This window comes from Kluyvera sp. STS39-E (assembly GCF_040932435.1).
Classification (GTDB): domain Bacteria; phylum Pseudomonadota; class Gammaproteobacteria; order Enterobacterales; family Enterobacteriaceae; genus Kluyvera.
Genome location: NZ_JBFQGA010000007.1, coordinates 291,735 through 317,280 on the forward strand (window position 1 = coordinate 291,735; position 25,546 = coordinate 317,280).

Sequence of the window (25,546 nt, forward strand, 5' to 3'; positions counted from 1 at the left end):
AGGAAAAGTCGCTACGGGCGCTTACGTCCCATAAACAGGCTGACCAAGAACAGGATAAGACCGACGACAAATACAATTTTTGCCGCGCCTGCTGCTGCCCCCGCCAAACCACCGAAACCCAACGCGGCGGCAATCAACGCGATAACCAGAAAGATAATGCCCCAACGAAACATATGATTCTCCTTTATCCGTACGTGCCGACCCTGCTGTAGAACCAACAAGTCATCATGTTTTCTTCATGTTACAGATAAGAGACTAGGCCAAAAATCGTGCCGCTGCGTTATAAGTGGGGACAATTAAGAACAATCTGTTGGGGATAAGACAAAAAAAGAAAGGACAGAGCACGGCGGGCGCCGTGCTCTGAGGGGCGATTAGTGTTCGCGGGTTTTACGGAACTCAACTTCAGGATAACGTTCCTGAGTCAGGTTAAGGTTAACCATCGTTGGGGCGATATAGGTAAGGTTATCGCCGCCATCTAGCGCCAACTGAATTTCGTTCTTACGCTTAAACTCTTCGAATTTTTTCACGTCTTTGCTTTCTACCCAACGGGCAGTCGCGACGTTAACGGATTCGTAGATAGCTTCAACGTTGTATTCGCTTTTCAGGCGCGCAACGACCACGTCAAACTGCAGCACACCGACCGCACCAACGATCAGATCGTTGTTAGCGATAGGACGGAAGACCTGCACGGCGCCCTCTTCCGACAGTTGAACCAGCCCTTTTAACAGCTGTTTTTGCTTCAACGGATCTTTGAGGCGAATACGGCGGAACAGTTCTGGTGCGAAGTTCGGAATACCGGTGAACTTCATCATCTCGCCTTGGGTGAAGGTATCACCAATCTGGATGGTGCCGTGGTTGTGCAGACCGATGATGTCGCCCGGATAAGCTTCTTCAACGTGTGAACGGTCGCCCGCCATGAAGGTCAGCGCGTCGGAAATCACCACGTCTTTGCCAATGCGGACCTGGCGCAGCTTCATGCCTTTTTCATATTTGCCGGACACCACGCGCATAAATGCGACGCGGTCGCGGTGTTTCGGGTCCATGTTGGCCTGAATTTTAAATACAAAGCCGGTGAAGCGTTCATCTTCTGCTTCAACTAAGCGGGTATCGGTTTTACGCGGCATCGGCGCTGGCGCCCACTCCACCAAACCGTCCAGCATGTGGTCCACGCCAAAGTTGCCCAGCGCGGTGCCGAAGAAGACCGGCGTAATTTCACCCGCGAGGAACAGCTCTTTATCGAACTCGTTGGACGCACCCTGCACCAGCTCCAGCTCATCGCGCAACTGCTGTGCAAGCTCTTCACCAACCGCCACATCGAGATCCGGGTTGTTCAACCCTTTGACGATACGGACTTCCTGAATGGTGTGGCCTTTACCGGTCTGATACAGGTAGGTTTCATCTTTATAAAGATGATAAACGCCTTTGAACAGCTTGCCGCAGCCAATTGGCCAAGTGATCGGCGCACAGCCGATTTTCAGCTCGCGCTCAACCTCATCCAGTACTTCCATCGGATCGCGGATGTCACGGTCAAGTTTGTTCATGAAGGTCAGAATTGGCGTATCGCGCAGACGGGTAACTTCCATCAGCTTGCGGGTACGGTCTTCTACACCTTTTGCGGCATCGATAACCATCAGGCAGCAGTCCACCGCCGTCAGAGTACGGTAGGTATCTTCCGAGAAGTCTTCGTGCCCTGGGGTGTCGAGCAGGTTGACTAGGCTGTTACGGTACGGGAACTGCATCACCGACGTGGTAATGGAAATACCACGCTGCTTTTCCATCTCCATCCAGTCAGATTTTGCATGCTGGTTGGAACCACGGCCTTTTACCGTCCCGGCGGTCTGAATAGCCTGTCCGAATAACAGGACCTTTTCAGTGATTGTCGTTTTACCGGCATCCGGGTGAGAAATAATGGCAAAAGTGCGGCGTTTGGCCACCTCTTGCAGATAAGGAGACAACGTCATAATTCATTCTTCTTAGTAAACGTGGCAATGCGCCACGCATGTTGAATACGAGAAAATTGCGGCTATTTTACCCATCAATAGGGGGCTGGCAATCACTGTTTACACAGGAGTCGCTCCAGTTCAGGCAATGAGGTAACGGTCCAGTCAGGCTTAATGCCTTCCGGCAGCGGACGCTGGTGCGCATTCAACCAGCAGGTTGCCCATCCGGCATTCATGCCACCGCGAATATCTGACTCAGCGGTATCACCCACCATCAGCACGCGGGAGCGGTCCGGTTGACCGGCTTGTTCAAGGGCATAATCAAAGATCTGCCGATCGGGTTTTGCGACACCAACTTCTTCAGAAATAATCAGCAAATCAAAGTGATTACTAAAACCGGTACGTTCGAGACGCGTTTGCTGCAACGACGTAAAGCCGTTAGTAATAATGCCCATTTTCACTTTGCCTTTTAGGGCATTTAACAGTGATTCTGCACCCGGCAGCGGCGCGCAAATCTCGGCCATCGCATTCATAAAGGCATCGTTCAAATCGCCCGGGTGCACGTTCAAACGTTCTGCCCAACCGGTAAAACGTTGATGCTGAAGCTGGAGTGACGTAATGGCGCCATTCTGGTAATCCACCCACAGCGGTTTATTGACCGCCTGGTAGTCCTGAAAATCTTCCGCGGTAAAGGTCACGCTGTAGTCGAGAAACATCCGCTGTAAGCCGCTAAACGAGTCAAACGTAAACAGCGTCTCGTCGGCATCGAAGAAAATCCAGTCCCACTTCATCATCTTTTCACCTTGTCTTACATACTGATTGGCAGTGCCATAATGATGGCATCCTCACGGCCTTCCGCCGTGGGGTAATAATTGCGACGAATGGTCGCTTCGTTAAAACCTAAACTCTCATACAGGGCAATAGCCGCCTGGTTTGATGCGCGAACCTCAAGCCATAACGTCACCACGCCGCGCGCTTCTAATGTATCGATGAGATGTTCAAGCAACTCGCGCCCCAGACCGCGACGCTGATAATCCGGATCGACGGCAATATTAAATAGCGTCGCTTCATCCAATACGATTTGCGTAATCGCAAAGGCTGCCATCTCGTCATCGACCGACATCTGAAGATTCAGATAGCGTTCGCCCTGATTGCTGGCAAATGTTTGCTCACTCCAAGGAAACGCATGGGCGCGTTTTTCGATGTGAAAGGCGCGAGGTAAATCAGTCGTGCTGAGGATAGAAATCGTGTTCATGGGCGCAAATTTGTTGCCAAAGCGCGGCGCGCGCGGGCGCGCTAGCTTGCAGTTCGTTAAATGTTGGCGTCGTAAGTACAACGCCTTCCAGCGTGGCCGATGTCTGATTGCCAAGATGCCAGCGATGGCAACGGCTGCCCTGAGGCAGCATGGCGACACGATCGGGCGTCAGCGGTAAAACTTGGTCAGGAGTCAGACATAAAGCACGTAAAATATCGCCTATTAATGGCTCAGTCAGCGCGGGTAGCGCTTCACCGACCATCACTAAACGAACGTGCGGCGGGAGCGTAATAGCGACCTCACCCTTTAGCGCCCCGGGGCGGTGCAGTGACCACTGGGTAATACCCAACTGTTGTAATTGCCAGTCTCGCCGGGATGTCATGTGAAACGCTCCTGTCTATCAAGGGCGCAAATATAGCAAATTCATCGAAACTGCGCCAATGACACTCTATATGCACAAAATCATTTGAACGCTGGCCCCGGAGGGAGCACGTGGAGGTGAATGAGTGCAGTCAACGTAGAGGCAACTTGAAGGATGATGTGTATAATCGTCGCCTGAGTTTAATGAGGAACTATTCATGTCTGCTTTTACCCCGGCAAGTGAAGTCTTGCTGCGCCACAGTGATGATTTCGAACAGAGCCGTATTTTCTTTGCCGGCGATTTGCAGGATGACCTGCCCGCTCGTCTGGAAACCGCGGCCAGCCGCGCGCATACCCAGCAGTTACACCACTGGCAGGTACTGAGCCGCCAGATGAACGACTGCGTCCGCTATAGCCTTGTTGCCGAGGCGGAAGATGTCGCGGACAGCGATACGTTTATTTACTACTGGCCGAAGAACAAGCCAGAAGCTCAGTTCCAACTGATGAACATTCTTTCCCTGCTACCGGTGGGCACAGATATTTTCGTTGTGGGTGAAAACCGTAGCGGTGTGCGCAGCGCAGAACAAATGCTGGCTGAATTCGCGCCGCTCAACAAAATTGACAGCGCACGTCGCTGTGGCCTCTATCACGGCCGTCTAGAAAAACAGCCGACCTTTGATGCCGAATCATTCTGGAGCGAATACGCTCAGGACGACCTGACTATCAAAACTCTGCCAGGCGTCTTCAGCCGTGATGGTCTGGACGTCGGTAGCAAACTGCTGCTCTCCACGCTCACTCCGCATACCAAAGGTAAAGTGCTGGATGTTGGTTGTGGCGCGGGCGTGCTCGCTGTATCCCTTGCCAGCCACTCTCCAAAGGTCCGCTTAACGCTGTGCGATGTAAATGCAGCAGCGGTTGAAGCAAGCCGCGCGACGCTTGCTGCTAACGGTATCGAAGGTGAGGTATTGGCGAGTAACGTCTTCTCCGAGATTAGCGGACGTTTCGATATGATTATCTCCAACCCGCCTTTCCATGACGGCTTGCAAACCAGCCTCGACGCGGCACAAACGCTGATCCGTGGTGCGGTTCGCCATCTGAACAGCGGCGGCGAGCTGCGTATCGTGGCCAACGCCTTCCTGCCGTATCCGGCAATTTTGGATGAGATGTTTGGTTTCCACGAAGTGCTTGCCCAGACCGGTCGCTTCAAGGTTTATCGCACCGTGCTGACCCGCCAGGCGAAAAAAGCCTGATACATGTAGGCCGGATGACCGCTAGCGCCATCCGGCATTGTCAAGCGTAGCGCCGGATGACGGCGTAAACGCTTTATCCGGCCTACAAAACTGCCGTCTCGCATAAACGTCTTTTTTTTCGACGATCGCTCGAACGCCCGCAATTAACTATTGACGCACAGCGTAAAACCACTAGAATGCGCCTCCGTGGTAACGATACTTTTTAAGTATCGATGGTATGCGATGGTGGCGGAATTGGTAGACGCGCTAGCTTCAGGTGTTAGTGTCCTAACGGACGTGGGGGTTCAAGTCCCCCCCCTCGCACCATAAACCACGTTATATCGCTCGCACTGTGCGAAGGTGGCGGAATTGGTAGACGCGCTAGCTTCAGGTGTTAGTGTCCTTAGGATGTGGGGGTTCGAGTCCCCCCCCTCGCACCAGTTTCCTCGTTCTCTCCCTGCATTTCCTTCTCTGCATTATCCCATTAGCTTCAAATTCATCGTTATCAGAACCATGCCGCCTATCAATGCAATGCATGATGGCAGAAGTACGAAATGACGCAGTTGACGATGCCAAATCATTGCCCCGCTAAGCAGTAAGCCAACGACTATCACCCCGCGCCAAACGTCAGCCGACAAACCCATCGCGATGAGTATCGCAAGTGCAACAACCGGAAGCAGTACGCCCCAGCCGCTGCCTAATGTTCTTTGCAACATGATCCAATCCGCAAATGATAATGATACTCAATATCATATGTTATTTTTTGTTATTTGTCAGCTTATAGTCTAAGGTTTCATAATCATTAATGACATGTATATTGTATGGTGATACGTTGTACCGAAAATAATATGTCAAATAATAAAATAGTCGTGTTTAGAACCATCTTTTATTCTTGTTTTTTATGTACTTACTTATTTATTTAAGGCTGACTACAACTTCTAACAATGACCGTACAATCATGGCGCACGCTGCGCGCACAAAAATATCAGCTCACGTTCCGGCTGTTTTTGTTTCTAAACCTCGTCTCGTCGGCGCTATCCGTCTTTAGCCCGATATATGACGTCAGTATTTTCCCTCTGCCCGCAGCGCTGATTGCGGTGGGCAGCGGCATTCTATTGCTATGGAACTGGCGATATGCCCGTATCCGTTTGAATGTACCGCTAATTTCGGCAATTTTTGGCGGCTTGTGGGCTTGGCATGTTTTAAGTAAAACTCAGATTCTTCATTCCGCAAATGACAATTTCCAACTGGTCGCATTATTCAGTGTGCTATTTGTTGGGACTATTGCATTTTCAAATAATATCGTCGCTTTTACCCTACATTCATTGCCGACATTTATTGTTTGTCTGCTAACCAGCGGCACAGAACAATGGTGGCGAATGGCCTATTGCTTTGCGCTTCCGTTAATCGGCATTGCTATCCAATATGTTATCCAACAGCGTAACGATAAATTCGCTCAGGGATTAATGTATAAGTTGCTCGAAGAACGAGAGACGTTAAATGGCTTGAGCATGCTCGATCCACTTACCGGACTCTATAATCGCCGTGGTTTCCAGTTCCGCCTAGAATCACTGCTGGCGCTAGGCGCAGGGCAGCATTCAGTGCTGCTACTGGATATCGACCACTTCAAGGCCTACAACGACCACTACGGCCATATGATGGGAGATCAGGCGCTAATGCGCGTCTCTGCGGCTATCCGTAATTCCGTGCGCTCACGTGACATTGTGACCCGCTTTGGTGGCGAGGAGTTTATGGTATTGCTACCCAATTGCGATATTCCCACCGCGATGCAGGCGGCAGAGCGGATCCGCCAGCACGTTTACGATCTCAAAATTCCACATATGTTTAATGCCAGCGTCGCCACCCACGTGACCGTTAGCATAGGTGTCGCGCCGTTAAAAGATACAGACATCAATGCCGCAATGGCGATGGCCGATAAGGCGCTGTATGAAGCGAAAAACATGGGACGTAATAATATCCTGACCAGCGATCAGATTCCCGCCATCTAAGCTCACAAAAACCAAGCGCGGTCGATAAACCGCTTGCGCTTGGTTTTATCCATGGTTACGATTACTAATAATTATCATTTAGATTTGTGTTTTTCTATGGCTTACCGCTCCGCACCTATTGCAGATGACCTGATCTGGCGCGCATCGCTTCCCACGAGGGAAAATGCGTTTGCGGAATCGGTGCGGGCCAAGATTGCCGAACAGCGTCCGCATATGCTGGAGCTTTTCCGCCTGAATGAAACCGCTCCCGATCGCGCCAAAACGTTAGCTGAGTGGTCAAAACCGACAGAACTCAGCTCTCTGCTAGCGATATACTCCGACCATATCTACCGTAACCAGCCCATGCAGCCGCGGGAAAATAAACCGCTGATTTCGCTCTGGGCACAGTGGTACATCGGTCTGCTTGTACCACCATTAATGCTCGCATTGTTGACTGAAGATTCGGCCATCAATCTCTCCCCTGACCATTTCCGCGTTGAGTTTCACGAAACCGGCCGTGCGGCGTGCTTCTGGGTCGACGTGCACCATGACCTCCGCGCCAGCCAGAAGCCAATCGTCGAGCGTATGGATAGCATCGTGACGCAGACGCTGATGCCGGTCATCACCGCGCTGGAAGCGACGGATGAAATTAACGGGAAGCTTATTTGGAGTAATACCGGTTATTTAATTAATTGGTATCTCGGAGAAATGATTGCCCTGCTCGGGGAAGAACAGGTGAGCCTACTGCGCCAACGTTGTTTCTTTACCCAAACGCTGGCCAATGGTTTAGATAACCCTCTTTGGCGCACCGTCGTACTGCGCGAGGGGCGCTTGGTTCGCCGCACCTGCTGCCAACGCTACCGTTTGCCAGACGTCCAACAATGCGGCGACTGCACGCTTAAATGATTAGCGGGGCATTCGCCCCGCCGATCTCTTACGACTTATGCAACCTGCTGGCTCTCTTCTGACGCCACACGCTGCGCTTCTTCTTCTTCCTGCTCAAGCAGTTGTTTTTCATATACCTTGAAGAACGGGTAGTAAATAATCGCGGATACACAGGCCAGTATTACGACCAGAATTGCCGCACGGAAGTCCCAGCCTAATGCCCATGCGCCGCCAATTGGTGCTGGCGCCGTCCACGGTACCACCGAAATAACGCGACCAATCAGATCCAGCTTCATTGCCGCCCAAGCCAGCACGGCATTCACCATTGGAGCCAACAGGAACGGAATAAAGAACACGGGGTTCATAACGATTGGCGTACCAAAGATCACCGGTTCGTTAATGTTAAACAGGCTCGGGACTACGCTCAAACGACCGATAGAACGCAAATGCGCCGAACGGCTACGCAGATAGCAGAACACCAGCCCCATCGTGGCACCTGAACCGCCCACCACAATAAAGAAGGTCCAGAAGGCTTCCATAAAGATATGTGGCAGTGGAGCGCCCTGCGCCAGTGCTGTCTGGTTCAGTCCAAGGTTGGTCAGCCAGAACATCTGCAGCATACCGGAAACAATTGCTGCGCCGTGGATGCCCGCAAACCACAGCAGGTGGCCAATCAGCACCGCCAGCAGAATGGCCGGTAAGGAGTCAGCGGCAGAAACCAGCGGTTTAAAGACTGACATGATGGCCTGTGGGATCAGCATATCGAACTGGCTCTGAATAAACAGGCTCAGTGGATACAGCGTCAGCACCACAACCAATACTGGAATCAGCAGATCGAATGAGTTTTTGATCATCGGCGGCACCTGATCCGGCAGCCGGATACCGATGTTGCGGATTTTCAGAAAACGCATCATTTCAACGCAGTACACCGCAACCAGAATCGCAGTAAAGATCCCGGTTCCCCCAAGGCTATCGACTGGCAGATGGCCGCTGGTTTTCGGTGCAGCAACCAGCAAAAATGCCATGATGGACAGCATCGAGCACATGAACGGGTCAAGCTGGTTAGTTTTTTCGTAGTGTTTACCGAGGTTGTACGATATTGCCGCACAGATATAGATAGACATAATGCCCATCGTCATATCAAACGGCGTCAGAATACGACCTTCAAACTCCTTCGCTAAATCCAACCACGCGCGGGCAAAGCCCCAGGTGGTATCCGGTGAGAACGGAGGATAGGCAAACACCAGCAAAAACGAGCCGACGATCATAAAAGGCATCGCGGAGATAAAACCGTCACGGATAGCCATGACGTGGCGCTGAGATGAAATTCGTCCTGCAACGGGACTTATATAGTTTTCTACAAAACGAAATATTAAATTAAATGCAGCGTGATTAGCAGACATAGCAGCCCTCCTGACAGGCTTGAGACGTAAGCACAGCAACAACGATTTTGCCGACGCATAACTGGGCATACGATGAACTACCATGACGCGCGGATGTGTGGCCCGCATTGATGTTCATTTGAATACAGTTCATACACGGCTCTTATTATAGATACAAAGGAAGTTACCCCCGCAGTATCAATCGCCGAACGAATAACAGCAACCGGTTACAGTAACCGGTTGCATTGATTGTGAAGGAGATCCAGAAATCAAACAATTTTTGCACAACTTCATCGCAATATTTACAACCGAATTCGCTTTATGACAAAGTGACTCGCCGAAAAATCAGGAGGGAACGATGAGCCTACAGTCTGTACAAGAATTTTTTGCCGAGCACGCCCCAGACATTCAGATTATCGAGCTTGAACAAAGCACAGCGACGGTTGCATTAGCCGCCGCCGCGCACCAGGTTGAGCCAGGACAAATAGCAAAGACGCTATCGTTAAAGATCAAAGATAAAACCATACTAGTCGTCGCCAAAGGCGATGCACGGCTGGACAATAAAAAGTTAAAAGAGACCTTTGGCGCGAAGGCTCGCATGCTGAGCAGCGATGAAGTCGTCGTGCTCACCGGGCACCCCGTTGGCGGCGTTTGCCCGTTCGGTCTCGAAAATCCATTAGAAGTTTATTGCGATATTTCGCTACAGCAATATGAAGAAGTCCTGCCAGCTGCGGGCTCCATCCACAGTGCGGTTCGGATTTCGCCACAGAGAATAGCCAGCCTAACTTCAGCAGAATGGGTTGATGTCTGCCAGTAAACAAAATTTGTTAGGCCAAGCTTAGCGAGCGTCTAAAATCATTGTTACGGTCGGGTAAGGAAACCAGTAAATCAGCTGCACTCAGAAGCCCTGCATCAGAGCTTACGCCAAGCTTAGTCATTGCATTGAATTTATGCGCACGGATAGTTTTGATGCTTCTTCCGAGCCGTTGAGAAATCTCCATCAACGAATAGCCATAGGTCATATAGCGTAAGATCATGCTCTCCGTTGGGCTGAGGGAACGACATTCTATTTGAATAGAGGAAGCCTCAGTGCATTTATTCCCCAATGCAGCCTCACTCAAAAGCTCCAGCATGCTGCGCTGTAGATCGGACAGAATGATCGATTTACTCAACACGCCATGAATATAGGTTGGCGATAGGTGTTTGATGAGTGCGACTTCAGCCTCATCGTTTGCCAGAATAATCCGCGTCATGTCTGGGTAACGGCACGCGATTTTCCCCATCGTAAAAAGACATTCGATACGGACTTCCCGCGTGCCTGATAGGCAACATATCACCGCATCAAAGGCAGTCTGCTGCAACGCCAGTTTAAAATCGGCGATACTTCGGAAATAGTGAAAAGAACGGGACTCTTCTTGAGCACACGTCAGTAAATGACGCAGCCCAACCGCCGTCATAGTGCAGCCCTCAATTACAGCAATGCACTGATTCCTAACGTGCTTTTCCATTCTGCTTGTTCTCCATAGGCTGAGTAGAGATTGAGTTCTTTCATTCCCTGATTGCTGTTGATCCAAGCGTACATTTCCGCATTACTGCGTAATGAAAGACGGCGCATCGCACTATTTTTCTGCGCGCTAATTGTTTTATTGCTTTTTTTCAGCAGCGTAGCGATTTGGTTAATCCCCCAGCCCTTTGCTAACAGGCGCAGTACTTTACGTTCTGAAAGCGTCAGCATAATTAACCGACTGGTATCGGTTTCATCATCATTATTTTGTAATGATAGCAGCGTTTGGCTAATATTTTCCGTGCTCACACCATTCTGCTGAATAGCTTGAATCACACGTTCGATGGGATCGGCATCAGAAAGCAACGTGCTTTCCGGGCGCATGAGAAATTCAATGGCCAATGAATAATATTGCCGGCCAATCATAAATACCCAATGGATATCACGATATTGGGATAATAACGTATAGTATTGCTCGCAAAGGGCTCGGGGTTGCCTTATCTCCCCTGAAAAATCGACAATAACAATATCAGTACGTCGAAGTTGAAGCAGCGTTAACTCTTCCAAGGATTGGCAGAAATTGAGTTCATAATCAGGGAAATGCGTCCCCATGATAGTACTAAGCCCGGACTGCATTACCGGTACTTTGCTGATGATTACAGCGAACTTGCAGAATTCTAACGCCATAAAACCTCCGTATCCATTCGAAGATTCATTTCCTGAATATAAAATCTTTCAATACCAAGATAACATCAATAGGAAATGGATCCATCCACTTACATTCCATTAAATTAGATATTGCAGCGCTATGCCTATAGGCCAACAAATAACGCCACATAAGGAGTCATTGGCAGGAATAACTAAATAAGTATGGCATGTCAATTCACAGGCTGTAACTTAGGAAATCTTAACCACGCATTAAGTTAAAATAAAATTTACGTGCCGTATATTAATTGCCTTGTTATATTTCCACCTTGAATTCTTTCGGGGTCATTCCTTCTTTCTTTCGGAAAAAACGAGAGAAATAGGTCACATCACTAAACCCTAAGTAATCAGATATTTGAGTCACTGTCATACTGGTGTACTGCAAACTTCTCTTCGCCTCAAGAAGCAGACGTTGGTGCAGCACACCTAACGCACTCGAACCATGGTACTCTCGGCACAAACAGTTCAAATGCGTTGTCGATACACCCAATTTTTGCGCATACTCCGCCAACGAAAGATGCTCGCGGTAGTGACTTTCAATTAAGCGCGCAAACTGGCGCAGTACGACGCGTTTACGCTCTCCCCTATCCTCCGCCACGACAGCCTGCGTGCCTTGCCGATTCATCCACACCAGCAGTGCGCTCAGCAATGAGTAGAGCATCATTTCTCGCGCATCATTATCTTCCGTATATTCATTGAGTAAGGTCGAAAATAAGGTCTTAATATGCCGATTTGACCGTTTCACCGGAATACAGTTAGCACGGCTGAGAATATCCAATGGTCGGCCAAACTGCGTTTCCAGACGGCTCACTAGCGGAAGCGCTAACGAGAGGACATATCCCTGAGTGCCCGGCGAGAAGCGAAAACCATGCACGCATAGCGAGGGCACGACCTGAATGCTGGCTTCAGTGACCACCCGCCGCTCTCCCTCAACCTCGATCTCCGCCTGGCCCTTGTGCAAGTACAGCAGCTGCACCAGCTCAGCATGCTGATGCACCCGGATGTGCCACTCATACAAACTGCTACGCTGAAGAATTGATTCACAATGCAAGAGCTCAGGTGTCGGCCAGCCCATATGTTCGCCATAGAGCTTAAAGACCGGCACAATATCTACCGGCCGCACCTCGCCTGCAGCTCTCTTCATACTTTATTCCACCCTTTCATATGGCAACCCAACATAGTTTTCCGCAATCGTCGTCATGCCCGCACGCGACCCAAGATAGTACTGGCGATCCGCCTCCTGCATTTTCCTGTCAAACGCACTCTTGTCCTGGAAATCATGTAACAGATGGGTCATGAACCAGCTAAATCGTTCACCTTTCCACACGCGATTGAGCGCAAGTTGTGAATACTGGCTTAGCAGGTCCGCGCGTCCGTTGTGGTAGTACTGCTGCAATATGCGCCACAGATAATTGACATCCGAGACCGCTAAGTTCAGTCCTTTCGCACCGGTTGGCGGCACAATATGCGCCGCATCGCCGACGAGGAACATGCGACCGAACTGCATCGGTTCAACTACATAGCTGCGCAGCGGCGCGATGCTCTTCTCAAGTGAGTGACCAGTCACTAACTTTTGACTTAACTCATCCGGCAGGCGGCATTTCAGCTCATTCCAGAAGCGTTCATCCGTCCACTGTTCAACCTTGTCGCTAAGCGGCACCTGCAAATAGTAACGGCTCCTTGTTAGTGAGCGCTGACTACACAAAACAAATCCGCGCTCATGGTGCGCATAAATCAGCTCAGGATTAACCGGCGGCGTATCCGACAACAGCCCCAGCCAGCCAAAAGGCCAGATGCTTTCGTATTCACGCAGGATTTCGCGCGGAATGCTCTGCCGAGAAACGCCATGGAATCCATCGCACCCGGCGACAAAATCGCACTCGATTTTGCACTGCTCCCCGTTTTTAACGAAGGTGACATACGGCTTATCACTTTTGAGATCATGAAGCTCAACCTGCTCAACGCCATAAATCGTCGATGCGCCGCTGGATTCTCGTGCTTCCATCAGGTCACGCGTGACCTCCGTTTGCCCGTATACCATCACGCTTTTTCCCTGCGTCAGTTCACTAAGCGGCACCGGGATACGCCGGTCGGCAAACAGAAATTCAACACCATGGTGAATCAATCCTTCAGCGTCCATCCGGCGAGAAACTCCCGCCTTACGCAGCAGCTCCACGGTACCGTTTTCGAGGATGCCGGCGCGGATGCGTCCCAGTACATACTCCGGCGTCTGGCGCTCAAGTATGACCGTTTTAATCCCGGCATTGTGCAGCAGCTGCCCGAGCAGCAGCCCCGAAGGCCCGGCACCGATAATGGCGACTTGCGTGTTCATAGGATGACCTCGCATTCTGGTTAATTATTTGTTTAATTTGTGTGCACATAAAGTTTCAGAATGCATTTTTGATAAGTCAGACAGGAAAAAGAAGGCCATAATCTGTTCAAAAATTGCACTTTCGAACAGTTTTATAAAAGTGTGGGCGACATCAACTCTTTGACTGCAGACAAATACCGACGAATTTTTGCACATTGTTTGATCCTGACCGGATAGCCCTTGCGCGCTCTTCGGGTAAAAGTAGGTCATTACGCAGACGCTTTTGATCTAGGGTGATTATGCAAGTCGATCAGTCAGAACAACGAGTCATTACCCGGCTCTGTATTCAGTGCGGCCTTTTTCTATTGCAGCATGGCGCGGAAAGCGCCCTTGTTGAGGAACTCTCAACCCGGCTGGGTCTCGCACTGGGGATGGACAGTGTCGAAAGTGCAATCTCTTCAAACGCAATTGTACTGACAACCATCAAAGATGGGCTTTGCCTTACCTCTACCCGCAAAAATAGCGATCGCGGTATCAACATGCACGTGGTCACCGAGGTGCAGCACATCGTGATTATGGCCGAACACAAACTGCTCGATCATAAAGACGTCGCGAAACGCTTTGCCCTGATTAAACCTCTGCGCTACCCGCGCTGGCTGGTTGTTATCATGGTCGGATTGTCATGCGCCTGTTTTTGCAAACTCAACAACGGCGGCTGGGACGGCGCGTTTGTCACCCTCTGTGCCAGTAGTGTAGCCATGTACATTCGCCAGGTTCTCACCCACCGCTCTATGCACCCGCAGATTAACTTCGGTCTGACCGCCTTTGTGGCAACCACGGTCTCCGGGCTCATGCTGCAGCTCCCAACATTTCAGCAAACCTCGACCGTAGCCATGGCAGCCAGCGTCCTGCTGTTGGTCCCCGGCTTCCCACTCATTAACTCGGTCGCCGACATGTTCAAAGGGCATATCAATACCGGGCTTGCCCGCTGGGCCATCGCCAGCCTGTTGACACTGGCCACCTGCGTTGGGGTGGTCATGGCGATGACGTTATGGGGGCTACGCGGATGGGTGTAATCAATTTTCTGCTGATGCTGGCGCAGGACATGGTGCTATCAGCGATTCCTGCCGTTGGCTTTGCGATGGTCTTTAATGTTCCGCAACGTGCTTTGCTGTGGTGTGCGCTTCTCGGCGCGATTGGCCATGCTTCGCGCTTTATCATGATGACCGCAGGCTTCAATATTGAATGGGCCACTTTCCTTGCAGCAATGCTGGTTGGCAGCATCGGTATTCAGTGGTCGCGCTGGTATCTTGCGCATCCAAAGATATTCACCGTGGCGGCAGTGATCCCGATGTTCCCAGGGATCTCCGCGTATACGGCAATGATCTCGGCGGTAAAGATCAGCCATTTCGGCTATAGCGAAGAGATGATGATCACCCTGCTGAGCAACTTCCTCAAAGCGTCATCTATCGTTGGCGCACTCTCCATCGGCCTGTCGATTCCGGGACTGTGGCTGTACCGCAAGCGCCCACGCGTATAGAAAAGAAGGGCGGCACGCGCAGAGTGCCGCCCTTCTTTAAGCTTGTGCTACTATGTGCGGTATTCGTGTGGATTTCCCGCACCCTTCCCGTTGTTTTTCTGTATTGAGATAGTGTTATGTCTTCGCGAATTTTAACGCCTAATGTGATTGGTATTGACGCATTCACCGCCGATCCCATTGCTATTCTTGCGCAAGCCCAGGGCGGCGCGCTCGCGGTGTTTGCCAATAATAAGCCTGCGTTCTATGCCATTACGCAAGAACGGCTGGCACAGCTGCTGGCGCTGGAAGAGAAACTATCCCGCCCCGGCAGCGACGTGACGCTGGACGCACAGTTTTTTGAAGAACCCGCCGCGACGCCTATCGCCGTGCCGATGGGGAAATTCGCCATGTACGCGGGTTGGCAGCCGGATGCTGAATTCCTGCGCCTTTCCGCACTGTGGGGCATTGCGCTCAGCGAGCCCGTCACGCCGGAAGAACTGGCGTCATTCGTCACATACTGGCAGGCGGAAGGAAAAGTGTTCCATCACGTTCAATGGCAGCAGAAATTGGCGCGCAGTATTCAAATGGGCCGAGCAAACGGCAGCAACCAGACGCGCCGCGATATTAATGCGATAAGCGAACCTGAGAATCGTATTCCACCGGGCTTCAGAGGTTGATCATGAAAGACGTTGGCGAATTAATGAAACGCTTGCAGAAGATGATGCCGGCACATATCAAACCGGCGTTTAAAACCGGTGAAGAACTGCTGGCCTGGCAAAAAGAACAGGGCGAGATCCGTGCCGCCGCGCTGGCGCGGGAAAACCGCGCCATGAAGATGCAGCGCACCTTCAACCGCTCCGGCATTCGCCCGCTGCATCAGAACTGCTCGTTTGATAACTACCGCGTCGAAAACGAAGGCCAGATGAACGCGCTGGCGAAAGCGCGACAGTACGTCGATGAATTCGACGGCAACATCGCCAGCTTTATCTTTTCCGGAAAACCGGGCACCGGTAAAAACCATCTGGCGGCAGCTATCTGCAACGAGCTACTGCTGCGCGGCAAATCAGTACTGATCATCACCGTCGCCGATATCATGTCGGCAATGAAAGAGACCTTCGGTAACCGGGAAACCAGTGAAGAACAGTTGTTGAACGATCTCAGCAATGTGGACCTGCTGGTTATCGATGAGATCGGTATGCAGACCGAATCACGCTATGAAAAGGTGATCATTAACCAAATTGTCGATCGCCGTTCTTCTTCTAAACGGCCTACGGGGATGCTGACCAACAATACTCTGGACGAAATGAACAAGATGTTGGGGGAGCGTGTCATGGACCGTATGCGTCTTGGCAACAGCCTATGGGTCAATTTTAACTGGGAAAGTTATCGCAACCGGGTCACTGGCAAAGAGTATTAAGATAAATCCAGTGAATGAGAGGCGTATACTCATTAGGTTAACTTTTACTTGCACACACGAGTCTCACCATGAAATCAGTAAAATCAGTACTTTGCCGCGTAATCATTGCTAGTGCATTTGTCTCTACCGCAGCCGGAGCGGTATCGTTACAGGACCTGAGCAGCGCAGCGACTCAGCTTAGCGGTGGCAGCAGCACGCAGAGCGGCGGTTCTTCACTGTCATCCTTAACCAGCCTGCTCAACGGCGGCAGCCAGTCACTGAGCGCAAGCTCCATGAACAACGCCGCCGGGATCATGCAATACTGTGCAAAACAGAAGCTGGCTTCCGTTACCGACGTCGATAACGTGAAAAACCAAGTGTTGGATAAACTGGGCCTTAGCACTCCGACCGAGCAGAAAAAAGATACCGGCTATATGGACGGTATTGAAGGTTTACTGAATGCCAAAGACGGCCAAAAGTTGGATCTCGACAGCTTGGGTAACACCGAGTTGGGCAAAAAAGTCAAAACCAAAGCCTGCGACCTGGTGTTAAAACAGGGCGTAAGCTTCCTCTCCTAATGCATTTTCGTGATGAATGGGCACTCACGACCCATTCATCACAATTACTATTCAGCATAAAAATCGGTTATTTCTAAACCAATTCTGAACAACAACACACTTTCACCACGTTAAAATTGCAGACAGATGACGACACAATTACATTGTGAAGTTACTTTCTGTTCAGCCAGCACACCTGGCGCTGTTGAGGACGTGTAGTGTCTGAGTTGTTATCCCTTGTGCTATTCCTAGCTTCTATCGCTATTTATGCATGGAAGGCGGGGCGTAATAAATGGTGGTTTGCTTCCACCTTAACTGTACTGGGCCTCTTTGTGGTCCTGAATATTACGCTGTACGCAAGTGACTACTTTACCGGCGACGGTATCAACGATGCGGTGCTTTACACTCTGACCAACAGCCTGACGGGCGCAGGCGTGGGTAAATATATTCTCCCAGGACTCGGCATTGTTGCTGCGCTTATCGCCGTATTTAGCGGCTTAGGCTGGCTGCTACGTCGTCGTCGCCATCATCCTCATCATTTTGGCTACAGCCTGCTGGCGCTCATTCTGGCGGTCGGTTCTGTGGATGCCAGCCCGGCATTTCGTCAGATTAGCGAGTTGGTTAAATCACAATCGCGCGACGGCGATCCAGACTTCGCGGCCTATTATAAAGAGCCGTCGAAAACGATCCCCAACCCGAAACTCAACCTGGTCTATATCTACGGCGAGAGCCTCGAACGCACCTATTTCGACGAACAGGCATTCCCAAACCTCGCGCCGGAACTGGGCGCACTGAAAAACGAAGGGCTGGACTTTAGCCACACCGCACAGCTGCCTGGCACCGACTACACGATTGCCGGGATGGTGGCGTCCCAGTGCGGTATCCCGCTCTTCGCGCCGTTTGAAGGCAACGCTTCTGCGTCACTCTCCAGCTTCTTCCCGCAGAATATCTGTCTGGGCGATATCCTGAAAAACTCCGGTTACGAAAACTATTTCGTCCAAGGTGCCAACCTGCGCTTTGCTGGTAAAGACGTGTTCTTGAAATCACATGGCTTTGACTACCTATACGGTGCCGAAGAGTTGAAAACAACCGTCGCCGACCCTGGATATAAAAACGACTGGGGTTACTACGATGACACGGTGCTTGATGAAGCGTGGAAGAAATTTGAAACCCTCTCTCGCGAAGGCAAACGTTTCTCGCTGTTTACCCTAACCGTCGACACTCACCATCCGGACGGTTTTATCTCGCGCAGCTGCAACCGCAAACGCTATGACATCAACGGCAAAGCCAATCAGTCGTTCAGCGCGGTAGCCTGCAGCCAAGAGAATATTGCTGAATTTATCAATAAGATAAAAGCTTCTCCGTGGTTTAAAAATACCATTATCGTGGTTTCCTCCGATCACTTGGCGATGAAAAATACCGCATGGGATGAATTGAGCAAGCAGGATCGCAGCAATCTGTTCTTCATTCTGCGCGGCGACAAACCCGACGAGCAGGATTTACTAGCGGTGAAGCGCAACACCATGGATAACGGAGCCACGGTGCTGGATCTGCTTGGCGGCGATAACTTTATCGGTCTTGGACGCAGCAGTCTGTCGGGACAATCGCTTTCCGAAGTGTTCCTCAACATGAAAGAAAAAGTGCTGGCCTGGAAGCCCGACGTCATCCGTTTGTGGAATTTCCCGAAAGAAATTAAAAGCTTCTCCGTCGATAGCCAGAAAAACATGATCGCGTTCTCCGGCAGCCATTTCCGTCTTCCGCTGCTGCTCCGCGTTTCAGATAACCGCGTTGAACCGCTGCCAGAAAGCGAGTACTCCGCGCCGTTGCGCTTCCAGTTGGCAGATTTCGCCCCGCGTGACAACTTCGTCTGGATTGACCGCTGCTATAAGATGGCTCAGCTGTGGTCCCCTGAGCTGTCGCTGTCCACTAACTGGTGCGTCTCACAGGGCCAGCTCGGCGGTGAGCAGAAAGTGCAGCAGGTGGATAAAGCGATGTGGAATGGCAAGACCGAGTTTAAAGACACGGTTATCGACATGGTGCGCTACAAAGGCAACGTTGACTCGCTGAAAATTGTCGATAACGATATTCGCTATAAAGCAGACAGCTTTATCTTCAACGTTGCAGGTGCGCCTGAAGAGGTTAAAAGCTTTAGCGGGATCTCACGTCCGGAGTCTTGGGGACGCTGGTCCAACGCTCAACTCGGCGAACAGGTCAAAATTGAATATCAGCACCCGCTGCCGAAGCGCTTTGATCTGGTGATCACGGCCAAAGCCTATGGCCCAAATGCCAATAAGCCCATCCCGGTACGGGTAGGCAAAAATGAGCAAATGCTGACGCTCACCAACGACGTCACCACCACCACGCTGCACTTTGATAATCCCTCTGACGCCAACACGCTGGTGATTGTGCCACCCGACCCGCAGTCAACCAATGACGGCAACATCCTCGGCCACTCACCGCGCCAGCTAGGAATTGGGATGGTCGAAATCAAAGTGGTCGCTGCCGAAGGGTGATCCCTGCTAGTGTCCAGAGGTCGCGCACAGCCTCTGGACATCTTACGTAAATATAAAAACCTTTATAAGCAATTAAAACCAGCGCCAAACACTATATAATATCGATATGTATTTATAAATATCCCAATAAAATATGATTACCTAGAATTTACCAACACTCAATTATTGGTAAATACTGCCGGAAATCATGCTCACTGGTTATAAATTCGAATCTATCCGCACTCTACATAATGAAGATATTGTCGCTTGGGAGGTACTCTCGACGGCGCCTTCAGATGTCGATCTTGAGATTTTTTTCAGTGCGATGAGTTTAGAGACCAGACTCTCACTCTTCTTTGCCCAGCTGAACCACGTTATGGCGACGCCGGCCTCCGGAAAGTATTACCTGAATGCCAGCGCGGACGTCATCCTGAGCGCTGATTTTTTGCAACGGCTCAGCGAAGAAGCCCACACTCCAGACCGTATTGCTGTTGAGCTAACCGACCTGGATCAGTTGTCACTGCTCACCCCAGCAGAAAGCCTGCAGTTGCGCTCTCGTATCGACTCACTCAGAGGCATGGGCATTGCCGTCTGGGCCGATGATGTTCATCACGACATCCTGCCTTGTCTCGTTGCGCAGAACTATCGATTTTCGGGCGCAAAAATCGATAAACATGCCTTTTGGGCCGGTCGCGCCCGTAAAGACCCCTTTATCAGACTCACCCAACGCTGCAAAAAAATTGCCGATGAAGTGCTGGTAGAAGGCATCGAAACACCCACTGATTATCAATTAGCCTGCGATTCTCATGCTAATTATGGTCAGGGTTATCTGTGGAATAAGTAACCATGGCAATTTACTCTTCGTCAAATTATCAGCTGATCGTGTTGAGCAAAAACTACTTTCTCTGGGTGGGATTAAAAAATTCCGTCCAGTTTATGGTTAATCCCTACCCTGATATTCAGTGGTTTAACGAAAATAAAGAAAACAGCATTTTCAAACTGCGTGAAAAAATCACCGCTGATAATAGCGGGACAAAATGGTTGGTGATCACCGAACACTATCGGACGGAAGAGGTACAACAATTTCTGCCGCCAGAACGCGTCTGCGTGCTTAGCGACAAGCTGTCGTTAAGGCAACTGTCCACTAGCCTGAAATGCCCGGAATTCCAGCGTCGGCGGCAGAAAAACGTGCCTCTGACCCATTCGGAAATCCACATCTGCTTATTGATAATTATGGGTTATTCCATTAACACCATTGCGAGCATGCTGAACAAATCGCCTAAAACTATTTACACCCATCGCAGAAACGCGATGGTTAAATTCGACTGTAATACGCTAGCTGGTTTGCATCGAAAAATGAGCACAATAGAAAACTGTTCGCGTTATTAACTATTAATAAGCGAACCATTGCATATGTGAATTTAAATATTACACGATTCTATCCTGGATGTTTTAGATAAGAAACGCATCGTAAACATTTCCATTACATTCTTAGGAATAGGCTTAGATTTCGCGAATAAACATATCCTTTGTGACCATGTCGATTTTACCATCTGCGCCATTCAGTCCATTCAACTTATGCACTAATGACATAATTGGAGTTCGTTATGAAAAGGGTGAATATCATCATTTTCTGTTTCTTATCGACATTATATTCCGCTGCACAGGCGGATGGCTCAGCAACGGCAACAATGCATGTCACCCTAGAGGTGCTTAAGTCCTGCACGCTGCAGGCTAATGATCTGAACTTTGCCAGTCACGGCTCGGATGAAAGCAGTGAAATTAATGCCACGGCGCAGCTCAGCGTGCTGTGCACCAACGGCACGCCGTATACCCTTTCAGCCGCCAGTAGCGACAGTGAAACCGATGGCACTTTCTGGTTAAAACCAGAAGACAGCACCACCGGCGCGCAGACCATCGCCTACAAACTCTATGCCGATGAAAGCCAGGCCACGCCGGTTAACGCCAGCGGTGGTATTGAGGGCACCGGCACCGGTGAGGCGCAGTCAGAAACCATTTATGGTGTCATCAAAGCGGGAGCGCTGACTAAGGCGAAAGCAGGTTTGTACAGCGACAACGTGACCCTGAATTTGGTGTATTAGGATGCGTCGGCTCTCCATTTTTACGCTGTGCTGGTTGGCTTTGCTGCTCATCTTCACCCGTTACGCCATGTGTGCCACCCTGCAGGTCGCCCCGGTGATGCTGAATGTCTCGGCTTCCCAGCGGGCGGTCGCACTGTATCTGACGAATAGCGGCACTAAAGACATCCACGCACAGGTTCGTATTTATGATTGGTCGCAATCGGCGGGCAAAGATGTCCTGACGCCCACCAATAATGTAGTCAGTAGCCCCGCCGTCACCGCATTAAAACCCGGTCAACAGCAGCTGGTGCGCGTGATCATCGCTAACCCTGTGGCTCATCAGCAAGAGCAAAGCTACCGGCTTATCATTGACGAACTGCCCGACGCTTCGCATAACGACACCGAACGTAACGGGGTCCATTTTCTCCTGCGCTACTCCATTCCGATGTTTATCGCCGCCGAGGCCGGCCGCAGCGAAAACGAAGAATCGCAGCTTAACTGCACGCAGCAAGATGCCGATATCTGGTGCCAGAACAGCGGCAAAACACACGTTCGGATGAGCGCCGTCCAGGCAATTGCCGCCAATGGACAGATAGCAGAAACCCTTTCAGGACTTGCTGGATATGTTCTCGCAGGACAGCGTTACGTTCTGCCGTTTAAACGTAAAAGCCACCGTTCGATCACTTCCTTGCGTGCATATCTGAATGAACATACCCAAGCCAGTCAGCTCAATATGCATCCTGCTGCTGTGGTTAGTGTCAATGACGCTTCGCGCTGAGCCTCCAGAGGAAAATACACAATATATCGCCATCACCGTTAATCAGTATCCTCATGACGGTTTATGGAAGATCCGCGTGGCTGACGATGGGCTATGGATAGCCGGTGAAGATGCGGCGAAGCTGGGCATCGCCCCGCAAAAGGATCATGCGCCGTGGATTAATCTCACCAAGCAAAAAGATATTCAGGTCAATTACGATAGTCTGCAACAGCAGATGTCATTAACGCTGCCTGAAGCGTCGCTGACGCGAACACAGCAGCTAGAAGCTCAGCCCCCCCACGCCAATCGCCCCCTTATGCAAGCGCAGGCGATGGGAAACCTCACGCTCGATTATTCCCTCTATTCCAGTGAGACCGCTACGCAAAAACAGAGCAGCGTCCAAAGTCAGCTGCAAACCTCAGGCTGGCTGCCGGGGCAGCTCAGCAGCAGCCTGAAAAGCCAGTATCAAAGCGGACAGAGCGAAGAACGCGTGAGCCACACCCGGTTAATGACCACTTGGCAATATGACTCCCCTGAATGGTTAGCCAGCGTCGCCGTTGGCGACAACATCACGACCGGCGTGAGCTGGAGCCGTCAGGTTCGTTTCGGCGGCCTCCATTTGGCACGCAACTTTCAGCTTGACCCTCAGCTCAATTCCGCGCCCCGAACGCAATTCAGCGACAGCGTGGTTCTCCCCTCGACGGTCGATTTATACGTTGACGGATTACAGCAAAGCCACCAGCAGGTGACGCCGGGCAGCTACGTGCTGAATACTCTCCCGACCTTCTCAGGCAGCGGGCAGGCGCAAGTGGTCATCACTGATATCAACGGCCAGCGCCGAGAAGTGACCCTCGATTTGTACGGCGCGCCGCAGATGCTGGCAGAAGGACTCAGCAGCAGCTCGCTGGATATTGGCTGGCTTCGGCAAAATTATGCCGAACATTCTAACGACTATGCCGCCTCTCCCCTGCTTGATGCGGGCTGGCGCTATGGGCTGAATAACAATCTGACCGTCAGCGCGCACACCGAACAGCACCAAAAAATACAGAATGCGGGCATCGCTAGCGACTGGCTTCCCTCCCCTCGTGCCGGCATTTTCAGCAACCATCTGGCTACCAGCCAAAGCGCGCAGGGCGACGGCGTGAAGTGGGGCGTGGGCTATCAATGGAACTCACAGGGACTGGGATTTTCTGCGTCCACCAGCCGCAGTAACGCGGCATGGTCGGATATCGCCCGCCTGAGCGGTAGCCTGCCCATCCAACGCAACGACACCGTATGGCTAAGCCAAACGCTCGCAAATTGGGGAACGCTGGGCATCGGTTGGGTGCGTCAAGATAGCGCCCGTTACCTCAATGCCAGTTGGTCAAAATCGTTCAAAAACCAGAGCTCCGCCACTTTGGGCTTTACCCATACGCTCAGCACCGGCGATAAGACCATCCAGCTCATGTTCTCCATACCATTAGGCCGGAAAGATTCGCTGTCTCTCCAACTGGGGCGACAATCCACGCGCTTGGACTATCGCCATCAGCCGGATTATCAACAGGGCGGCTGGTCATGGCAGGTGAGCCAGAACAGTGGCAGCACCCGTCAAGAACACGCAGACGTCGGCTATCTGAATGAAAACGGTGAATGGCACATCGGCCTCGATCGCGACAACACCAGCGATAGCCGCTATCTTAGCGCAGAAGGCTCCTTCATGTTGCTGGATAAACAGGCCTATGCCTTACGCTACAATCGCCAAGGGATCGCCCTCGTTTCCACAAACGGCATAAGCGATGTTCCCATCGCTATCGAAAACCGTCCCGCCGGTAAAACGGATAAAAACGGTTACCTGCTGCTGACCGATTTGCCCCGTTATCACAACGCGAAAATTTCGCTCGATCCGCTGAATCTCCCCCCGGACATCGTGACACCGCTCACCGAGATGTACGCCAATCCAGGCAAGACAGAAGCCGTTAAGGTCGATTTTCAGGTACACCAATCGCAGTTGGTCACCGCCCAAGTATTTGATGAGCAACACCGTCCGTTGCCCGTTGGCAGCCCTATTAGCTTCCCCGGCGGTGAATCGATTGTCGGGCGCGACGGTTTTATCTGGCTGGAAAATCCTCCGATGCCCGGCTTAATCAGCATTCGCCTGCCTTCCGGCACCTGCTCTGTGGCCCTGCCCTTTGCAGCGCGCTCGACAACAACATCCAATCTGGGAAGTTTATTGTGCCACTAAGAATACGTCTGGCGGTCTTGTTCATCCTGCTCGCCGCCACAACCGCCGGCCATGCCGCCAGTTGCTGGATAACTCAGGGAGTATCGGCTTCGTTTGGTACTCTGGTCACGGGCAGCACCAGCACCACACAATCGGGGGTAAAATTTAGCTGCTACGCCGATTATGGCGAAACGCGCTATTTCAATGTCTGCCTGAGCAGCCTTGAAACATCACCCTTTAAGATGACGTCCAATGGCGATGAAGAAAGGAAACAGTACACCATGCTATTTCGTCTTTTTAGCACGTTGGATAACACCCTAGAGCTCACCTCGCAGGCTTCGGGACGCGCACTGCAAACCGCCATGACCGTTGACAGCAATCAGGTCAGCGGAGGCAATTTTCCGCTTTCGGCAACCATCCCCTCCGGGCAAAATAACCTCCCGGTACGCAGCTATTTCAACTACACCCTAGGGCTGAAGCTGACGTGGAACAGCTCGTCGCGTAAAGACACGCTGGCAAGCTGCCAAGATGGCACATACGAGGGTGAGGCCAGCGATAACTCTTCTCACGCCAGCGCAACGCTATCAGACAGCTGTTTTATCCAGAGCGTAACGGCCCTCAATTTTGGCACCGTCGACAGCACTTCGCTGACCTCCCAGCTCCGTTCAACCGCCACCATCCGCTCACGCTGCCCCGTGGGCACGAGCTATTCATTGGGGATTAGCATGGGCGAGCACGCATTGGGAGGCAATCGACAGCTGTGTAATGACCAGCTACAGTGCCTGCGTTATGCTCTCTGGCAAGATGCATCTGCCAGCCTCGCCTGGGGTGAGCAGTCGGGTAGCAACACGCTGGACGTCACGCATCACGATGGCGCCATAGCGGATTTCACTGTATACGGCACCGTCCCACCGCAGACCCTTTCGGGTACCGGCGTCTTCAACGACAACGTGGTTATAACGCTCACTTATTAATCTGATTATTG

27 protein-coding genes and 2 tRNA genes are annotated in these 25,546 nt (G+C 51.3%); 18 read left to right on the plus strand and 11 right to left on the minus strand.

Annotated elements, in window-relative coordinates:
* Positions 1 to 11 precede the first annotated feature (11 nt).
* The 5 genes from AB4K05_RS17445 to AB4K05_RS17465 form a co-directional block, all read right to left on the minus strand.
* Positions 12 to 173, minus strand: coding sequence for a DUF1328 family protein (locus AB4K05_RS17445; protein WP_234508140.1), 162 nt, complete (start codon positions 171 to 173; stop codon positions 12 to 14).
* Positions 174 to 371: 198 nt separating this feature from the next.
* On the minus strand, positions 372 to 1,961 hold the full coding sequence (gene prfC / locus AB4K05_RS17450) for a peptide chain release factor 3 (RefSeq protein ID WP_368481203.1): 1,590 nt from the start codon (positions 1,959 to 1,961) through the stop codon (positions 372 to 374).
* A 92-nt stretch (positions 1,962 to 2,053) separates the two neighbouring features.
* Entirely contained in the window at positions 2,054 to 2,731 is a 678-nt protein-coding gene (gene yjjG, locus AB4K05_RS17455) for a pyrimidine 5'-nucleotidase (RefSeq protein ID WP_368481267.1), read from the minus strand.
* Between the two features lie 17 nt (positions 2,732 to 2,748).
* Complete coding sequence (rimI, locus tag AB4K05_RS17460) at positions 2,749 to 3,195, minus strand: ribosomal protein S18-alanine N-acetyltransferase (protein WP_368481204.1); 447 nt, start codon at positions 3,193 to 3,195, stop codon at positions 2,749 to 2,751.
* Entirely contained in the window at positions 3,164 to 3,577 is a 414-nt protein-coding gene (locus AB4K05_RS17465) for a DNA polymerase III subunit psi (protein ID WP_368481205.1), read from the minus strand. Before AB4K05_RS17465 ends, rimI begins: the two co-directional genes overlap by 32 nt.
* Before the next feature lie 196 nt (positions 3,578 to 3,773).
* Here AB4K05_RS17465 and rsmC point away from each other — a divergent pair, with 196 nt between their 5' ends.
* The 3 genes from rsmC (at position 3,774) to AB4K05_RS17480 (ending at position 5,224) form a co-directional block, all read left to right on the plus strand.
* Positions 3,774 to 4,805, plus strand: a complete 1,032-nt coding sequence (gene rsmC, locus AB4K05_RS17470; protein WP_368481206.1) for a 16S rRNA (guanine(1207)-N(2))-methyltransferase RsmC — start codon at positions 3,774 to 3,776, stop codon at positions 4,803 to 4,805.
* Positions 4,806 to 5,024: 219 nt separating this feature from the next.
* Positions 5,025 to 5,111 (plus strand) — tRNA-Leu (locus tag AB4K05_RS17475).
* Positions 5,112 to 5,138: 27 nt separating this feature from the next.
* Positions 5,139 to 5,224: transfer RNA gene (locus AB4K05_RS17480), tRNA-Leu, on the plus strand.
* Positions 5,225 to 5,260: 36 nt separating this feature from the next.
* Here the strand turns inward: AB4K05_RS17480 and AB4K05_RS17485 are convergent.
* On the minus strand, positions 5,261 to 5,500 hold the full coding sequence (locus AB4K05_RS17485) for a DUF1435 domain-containing protein (protein ID WP_368481207.1): 240 nt from the start codon (positions 5,498 to 5,500) through the stop codon (positions 5,261 to 5,263).
* Between the two features lie 228 nt (positions 5,501 to 5,728).
* On the opposite strand from AB4K05_RS17485, the gene AB4K05_RS17490 reads away from it, so the two are divergent.
* A complete protein-coding gene (locus tag AB4K05_RS17490; protein WP_368481208.1) occupies positions 5,729 to 6,793 on the plus strand; it encodes a GGDEF domain-containing protein in 1,065 nt (354 codons plus the stop codon).
* Between the two features lie 96 nt (positions 6,794 to 6,889).
* Complete coding sequence (gene fhuF, locus AB4K05_RS17495; RefSeq protein ID WP_368481209.1) at positions 6,890 to 7,678, plus strand: siderophore-iron reductase FhuF; 789 nt, start codon at positions 6,890 to 6,892, stop codon at positions 7,676 to 7,678.
* Positions 7,679 to 7,713: 35 nt separating this feature from the next.
* Here the strand turns inward: fhuF and AB4K05_RS17500 are convergent, their stop codons facing one another.
* Positions 7,714 to 9,060, minus strand: coding sequence for a PTS sugar transporter subunit IIC (locus AB4K05_RS17500; RefSeq protein ID WP_368481210.1), 1,347 nt, complete (start codon positions 9,058 to 9,060; stop codon positions 7,714 to 7,716).
* A gap of 337 nt (positions 9,061 to 9,397) precedes the next feature.
* Between AB4K05_RS17500 and AB4K05_RS17505 the strand changes: the two genes are divergently transcribed.
* Positions 9,398 to 9,856: a YbaK/EbsC family protein gene (locus tag AB4K05_RS17505; protein WP_368481211.1), complete on the plus strand. Its 459-nt coding sequence runs from the start codon at positions 9,398 to 9,400 to the stop codon at positions 9,854 to 9,856.
* Between the two features lie 10 nt (positions 9,857 to 9,866).
* Here AB4K05_RS17505 and bglJ read toward each other — a convergent pair whose 3' ends face one another.
* The 4 genes from bglJ to pobA all read right to left on the minus strand — a co-directional run bounded on the left by bglJ (position 9,867) and on the right by pobA (position 13,580).
* Positions 9,867 to 10,547 (minus strand): DNA-binding transcriptional activator BglJ, encoded by a 681-nt coding sequence (gene bglJ / locus AB4K05_RS17510; protein ID WP_368481212.1) that lies wholly within the window; start codon positions 10,545 to 10,547, stop codon positions 9,867 to 9,869.
* Positions 10,511 to 11,230, minus strand: a complete 720-nt coding sequence (locus AB4K05_RS17515) for a LuxR C-terminal-related transcriptional regulator (RefSeq protein ID WP_368481213.1) — start codon at positions 11,228 to 11,230, stop codon at positions 10,511 to 10,513. The genes bglJ and AB4K05_RS17515 overlap by 37 nt, the downstream gene beginning before the upstream one ends.
* A 274-nt stretch (positions 11,231 to 11,504) precedes the next feature.
* The gene (locus tag AB4K05_RS17520; protein ID WP_368481214.1) at positions 11,505 to 12,392 is read right to left on the minus strand and encodes a helix-turn-helix domain-containing protein; all 888 of its coding nucleotides are present in this window, start codon (positions 12,390 to 12,392) and stop codon (positions 11,505 to 11,507) included.
* Positions 12,393 to 12,395: 3 nt separating this feature from the next.
* Positions 12,396 to 13,580, minus strand: a complete 1,185-nt coding sequence (pobA, locus tag AB4K05_RS17525) for a 4-hydroxybenzoate 3-monooxygenase (protein WP_368481215.1) — start codon at positions 13,578 to 13,580, stop codon at positions 12,396 to 12,398.
* A 278-nt stretch (positions 13,581 to 13,858) separates the two neighbouring features.
* Here pobA and AB4K05_RS17530 point away from each other — a divergent pair, with 278 nt between their 5' ends.
* The 12 genes from AB4K05_RS17530 (at position 13,859) to AB4K05_RS17585 (ending at position 25,535) form a co-directional block, all read left to right on the plus strand.
* Complete coding sequence (locus AB4K05_RS17530) at positions 13,859 to 14,635, plus strand: threonine/serine exporter ThrE family protein (protein ID WP_368481216.1); 777 nt, start codon at positions 13,859 to 13,861, stop codon at positions 14,633 to 14,635.
* Complete coding sequence (locus tag AB4K05_RS17535) at positions 14,626 to 15,099, plus strand: threonine/serine exporter (RefSeq protein ID WP_368481217.1); 474 nt, start codon at positions 14,626 to 14,628, stop codon at positions 15,097 to 15,099. Before AB4K05_RS17530 ends, AB4K05_RS17535 begins: the two co-directional genes overlap by 10 nt.
* A gap of 116 nt (positions 15,100 to 15,215) precedes the next feature.
* Positions 15,216 to 15,755, plus strand: coding sequence for a primosomal protein DnaT (gene dnaT, locus AB4K05_RS17540; RefSeq protein WP_368481218.1), 540 nt, complete (start codon positions 15,216 to 15,218; stop codon positions 15,753 to 15,755).
* A gap of 2 nt (positions 15,756 to 15,757) precedes the next feature.
* Positions 15,758 to 16,495, plus strand: a complete 738-nt coding sequence (dnaC, locus tag AB4K05_RS17545) for a DNA replication protein DnaC (protein WP_368481219.1) — start codon at positions 15,758 to 15,760, stop codon at positions 16,493 to 16,495.
* Between the two features lie 68 nt (positions 16,496 to 16,563).
* Positions 16,564 to 17,052, plus strand: coding sequence for a DUF2501 domain-containing protein (locus AB4K05_RS17550; protein WP_368481220.1), 489 nt, complete (start codon positions 16,564 to 16,566; stop codon positions 17,050 to 17,052).
* 197 nt (positions 17,053 to 17,249) lie between these two features.
* Positions 17,250 to 19,544: a phosphatidylglycerol--membrane-oligosaccharide glycerophosphotransferase gene (gene opgB, locus AB4K05_RS17555; protein WP_368481221.1), complete on the plus strand. Its 2,295-nt coding sequence runs from the start codon at positions 17,250 to 17,252 to the stop codon at positions 19,542 to 19,544.
* 187 nt (positions 19,545 to 19,731) lie between these two features.
* Positions 19,732 to 20,367: an EAL domain-containing protein gene (locus tag AB4K05_RS17560; RefSeq protein ID WP_368481222.1), complete on the plus strand. Its 636-nt coding sequence runs from the start codon at positions 19,732 to 19,734 to the stop codon at positions 20,365 to 20,367.
* Positions 20,368 to 20,369: 2 nt separating this feature from the next.
* Positions 20,370 to 20,912, plus strand: coding sequence for a helix-turn-helix transcriptional regulator (locus AB4K05_RS17565; RefSeq protein ID WP_368481223.1), 543 nt, complete (start codon positions 20,370 to 20,372; stop codon positions 20,910 to 20,912).
* Between the two features lie 218 nt (positions 20,913 to 21,130).
* Positions 21,131 to 21,625 carry a spore coat U domain-containing protein gene (locus tag AB4K05_RS17570; protein WP_368481224.1) on the plus strand — a complete coding sequence of 165 codons (495 nt, stop codon included), beginning with the start codon at positions 21,131 to 21,133 and terminating at the stop codon, positions 21,623 to 21,625.
* Between the two features lies 1 nt (position 21,626).
* Complete coding sequence (locus AB4K05_RS17575) at positions 21,627 to 22,382, plus strand: molecular chaperone (RefSeq protein WP_368481225.1); 756 nt, start codon at positions 21,627 to 21,629, stop codon at positions 22,380 to 22,382.
* Positions 22,366 to 24,582 (plus strand): fimbria/pilus outer membrane usher protein, encoded by a 2,217-nt coding sequence (locus tag AB4K05_RS17580; RefSeq protein WP_368481226.1) that lies wholly within the window; start codon positions 22,366 to 22,368, stop codon positions 24,580 to 24,582. The genes AB4K05_RS17575 and AB4K05_RS17580 overlap by 17 nt, the downstream gene beginning before the upstream one ends.
* Positions 24,573 to 25,535 carry a spore coat U domain-containing protein gene (locus tag AB4K05_RS17585; RefSeq protein WP_368481227.1) on the plus strand — a complete coding sequence of 321 codons (963 nt, stop codon included), beginning with the start codon at positions 24,573 to 24,575 and terminating at the stop codon, positions 25,533 to 25,535. The genes AB4K05_RS17580 and AB4K05_RS17585 overlap by 10 nt, the downstream gene beginning before the upstream one ends.
* Positions 25,536 to 25,546 lie beyond the last annotated feature (11 nt).

Excerpts from the sequence above, each read along its gene's own strand:
- AB4K05_RS17465 (WP_368481205.1), bottom strand. The coding sequence starts at position 3,577 with ATGACATCCCGGCGAGACTGGCAATTACAACAGTTGGGTATTACCCAG.
- AB4K05_RS17445 (WP_234508140.1), bottom strand. The coding sequence starts at position 173 with ATGTTTCGTTGGGGCATTATCTTTCTGGTTATCGCGTTGATTGCCGCC.
- AB4K05_RS17505 (WP_368481211.1), top strand. The coding sequence starts at position 9,398 with ATGAGCCTACAGTCTGTACAAGAATTTTTTGCCGAGCACGCCCCAGAC.
- AB4K05_RS17580 (WP_368481226.1), top strand. The coding sequence starts at position 22,366 with ATGACGCTTCGCGCTGAGCCTCCAGAGGAAAATACACAATATATCGCC.
- AB4K05_RS17520 (WP_368481214.1), bottom strand. The coding sequence starts at position 12,392 with ATGAAGAGAGCTGCAGGCGAGGTGCGGCCGGTAGATATTGTGCCGGTC.
- AB4K05_RS17575 (WP_368481225.1), top strand. The coding sequence starts at position 21,627 with ATGCGTCGGCTCTCCATTTTTACGCTGTGCTGGTTGGCTTTGCTGCTC.
- AB4K05_RS17550 (WP_368481220.1), top strand. The coding sequence starts at position 16,564 with ATGAAATCAGTAAAATCAGTACTTTGCCGCGTAATCATTGCTAGTGCA.
- dnaC (WP_368481219.1), top strand. The coding sequence starts at position 15,758 with ATGAAAGACGTTGGCGAATTAATGAAACGCTTGCAGAAGATGATGCCG.
- AB4K05_RS17535 (WP_368481217.1), top strand. The coding sequence starts at position 14,626 with ATGGGTGTAATCAATTTTCTGCTGATGCTGGCGCAGGACATGGTGCTA.
- AB4K05_RS17560 (WP_368481222.1), top strand. The coding sequence starts at position 19,732 with ATGCTCACTGGTTATAAATTCGAATCTATCCGCACTCTACATAATGAA.
- AB4K05_RS17485 (WP_368481207.1), bottom strand. The coding sequence starts at position 5,500 with ATGTTGCAAAGAACATTAGGCAGCGGCTGGGGCGTACTGCTTCCGGTT.
- rsmC (WP_368481206.1), top strand. The coding sequence starts at position 3,774 with ATGTCTGCTTTTACCCCGGCAAGTGAAGTCTTGCTGCGCCACAGTGAT.
- AB4K05_RS17530 (WP_368481216.1), top strand. The coding sequence starts at position 13,859 with ATGCAAGTCGATCAGTCAGAACAACGAGTCATTACCCGGCTCTGTATT.
- fhuF (WP_368481209.1), top strand. The coding sequence starts at position 6,890 with ATGGCTTACCGCTCCGCACCTATTGCAGATGACCTGATCTGGCGCGCA.
- prfC (WP_368481203.1), bottom strand. The coding sequence starts at position 1,961 with ATGACGTTGTCTCCTTATCTGCAAGAGGTGGCCAAACGCCGCACTTTT.
- pobA (WP_368481215.1), bottom strand. The coding sequence starts at position 13,580 with ATGAACACGCAAGTCGCCATTATCGGTGCCGGGCCTTCGGGGCTGCTG.
- bglJ (WP_368481212.1), bottom strand. The coding sequence starts at position 10,547 with ATGGAAAAGCACGTTAGGAATCAGTGCATTGCTGTAATTGAGGGCTGC.
- AB4K05_RS17490 (WP_368481208.1), top strand. The coding sequence starts at position 5,729 with ATGACCGTACAATCATGGCGCACGCTGCGCGCACAAAAATATCAGCTC.
- dnaT (WP_368481218.1), top strand. The coding sequence starts at position 15,216 with ATGTCTTCGCGAATTTTAACGCCTAATGTGATTGGTATTGACGCATTC.
- rimI (WP_368481204.1), bottom strand. The coding sequence starts at position 3,195 with ATGAACACGATTTCTATCCTCAGCACGACTGATTTACCTCGCGCCTTT.
- AB4K05_RS17500 (WP_368481210.1), bottom strand. The coding sequence starts at position 9,060 with ATGTCTGCTAATCACGCTGCATTTAATTTAATATTTCGTTTTGTAGAA.
- AB4K05_RS17570 (WP_368481224.1), top strand. The coding sequence starts at position 21,131 with ATGAAAAGGGTGAATATCATCATTTTCTGTTTCTTATCGACATTATAT.
- yjjG (WP_368481267.1), bottom strand. The coding sequence starts at position 2,731 with ATGAAGTGGGACTGGATTTTCTTCGATGCCGACGAGACGCTGTTTACG.
- AB4K05_RS17565 (WP_368481223.1), top strand. The coding sequence starts at position 20,370 with ATGGCAATTTACTCTTCGTCAAATTATCAGCTGATCGTGTTGAGCAAA.
- AB4K05_RS17515 (WP_368481213.1), bottom strand. The coding sequence starts at position 11,230 with ATGGCGTTAGAATTCTGCAAGTTCGCTGTAATCATCAGCAAAGTACCG.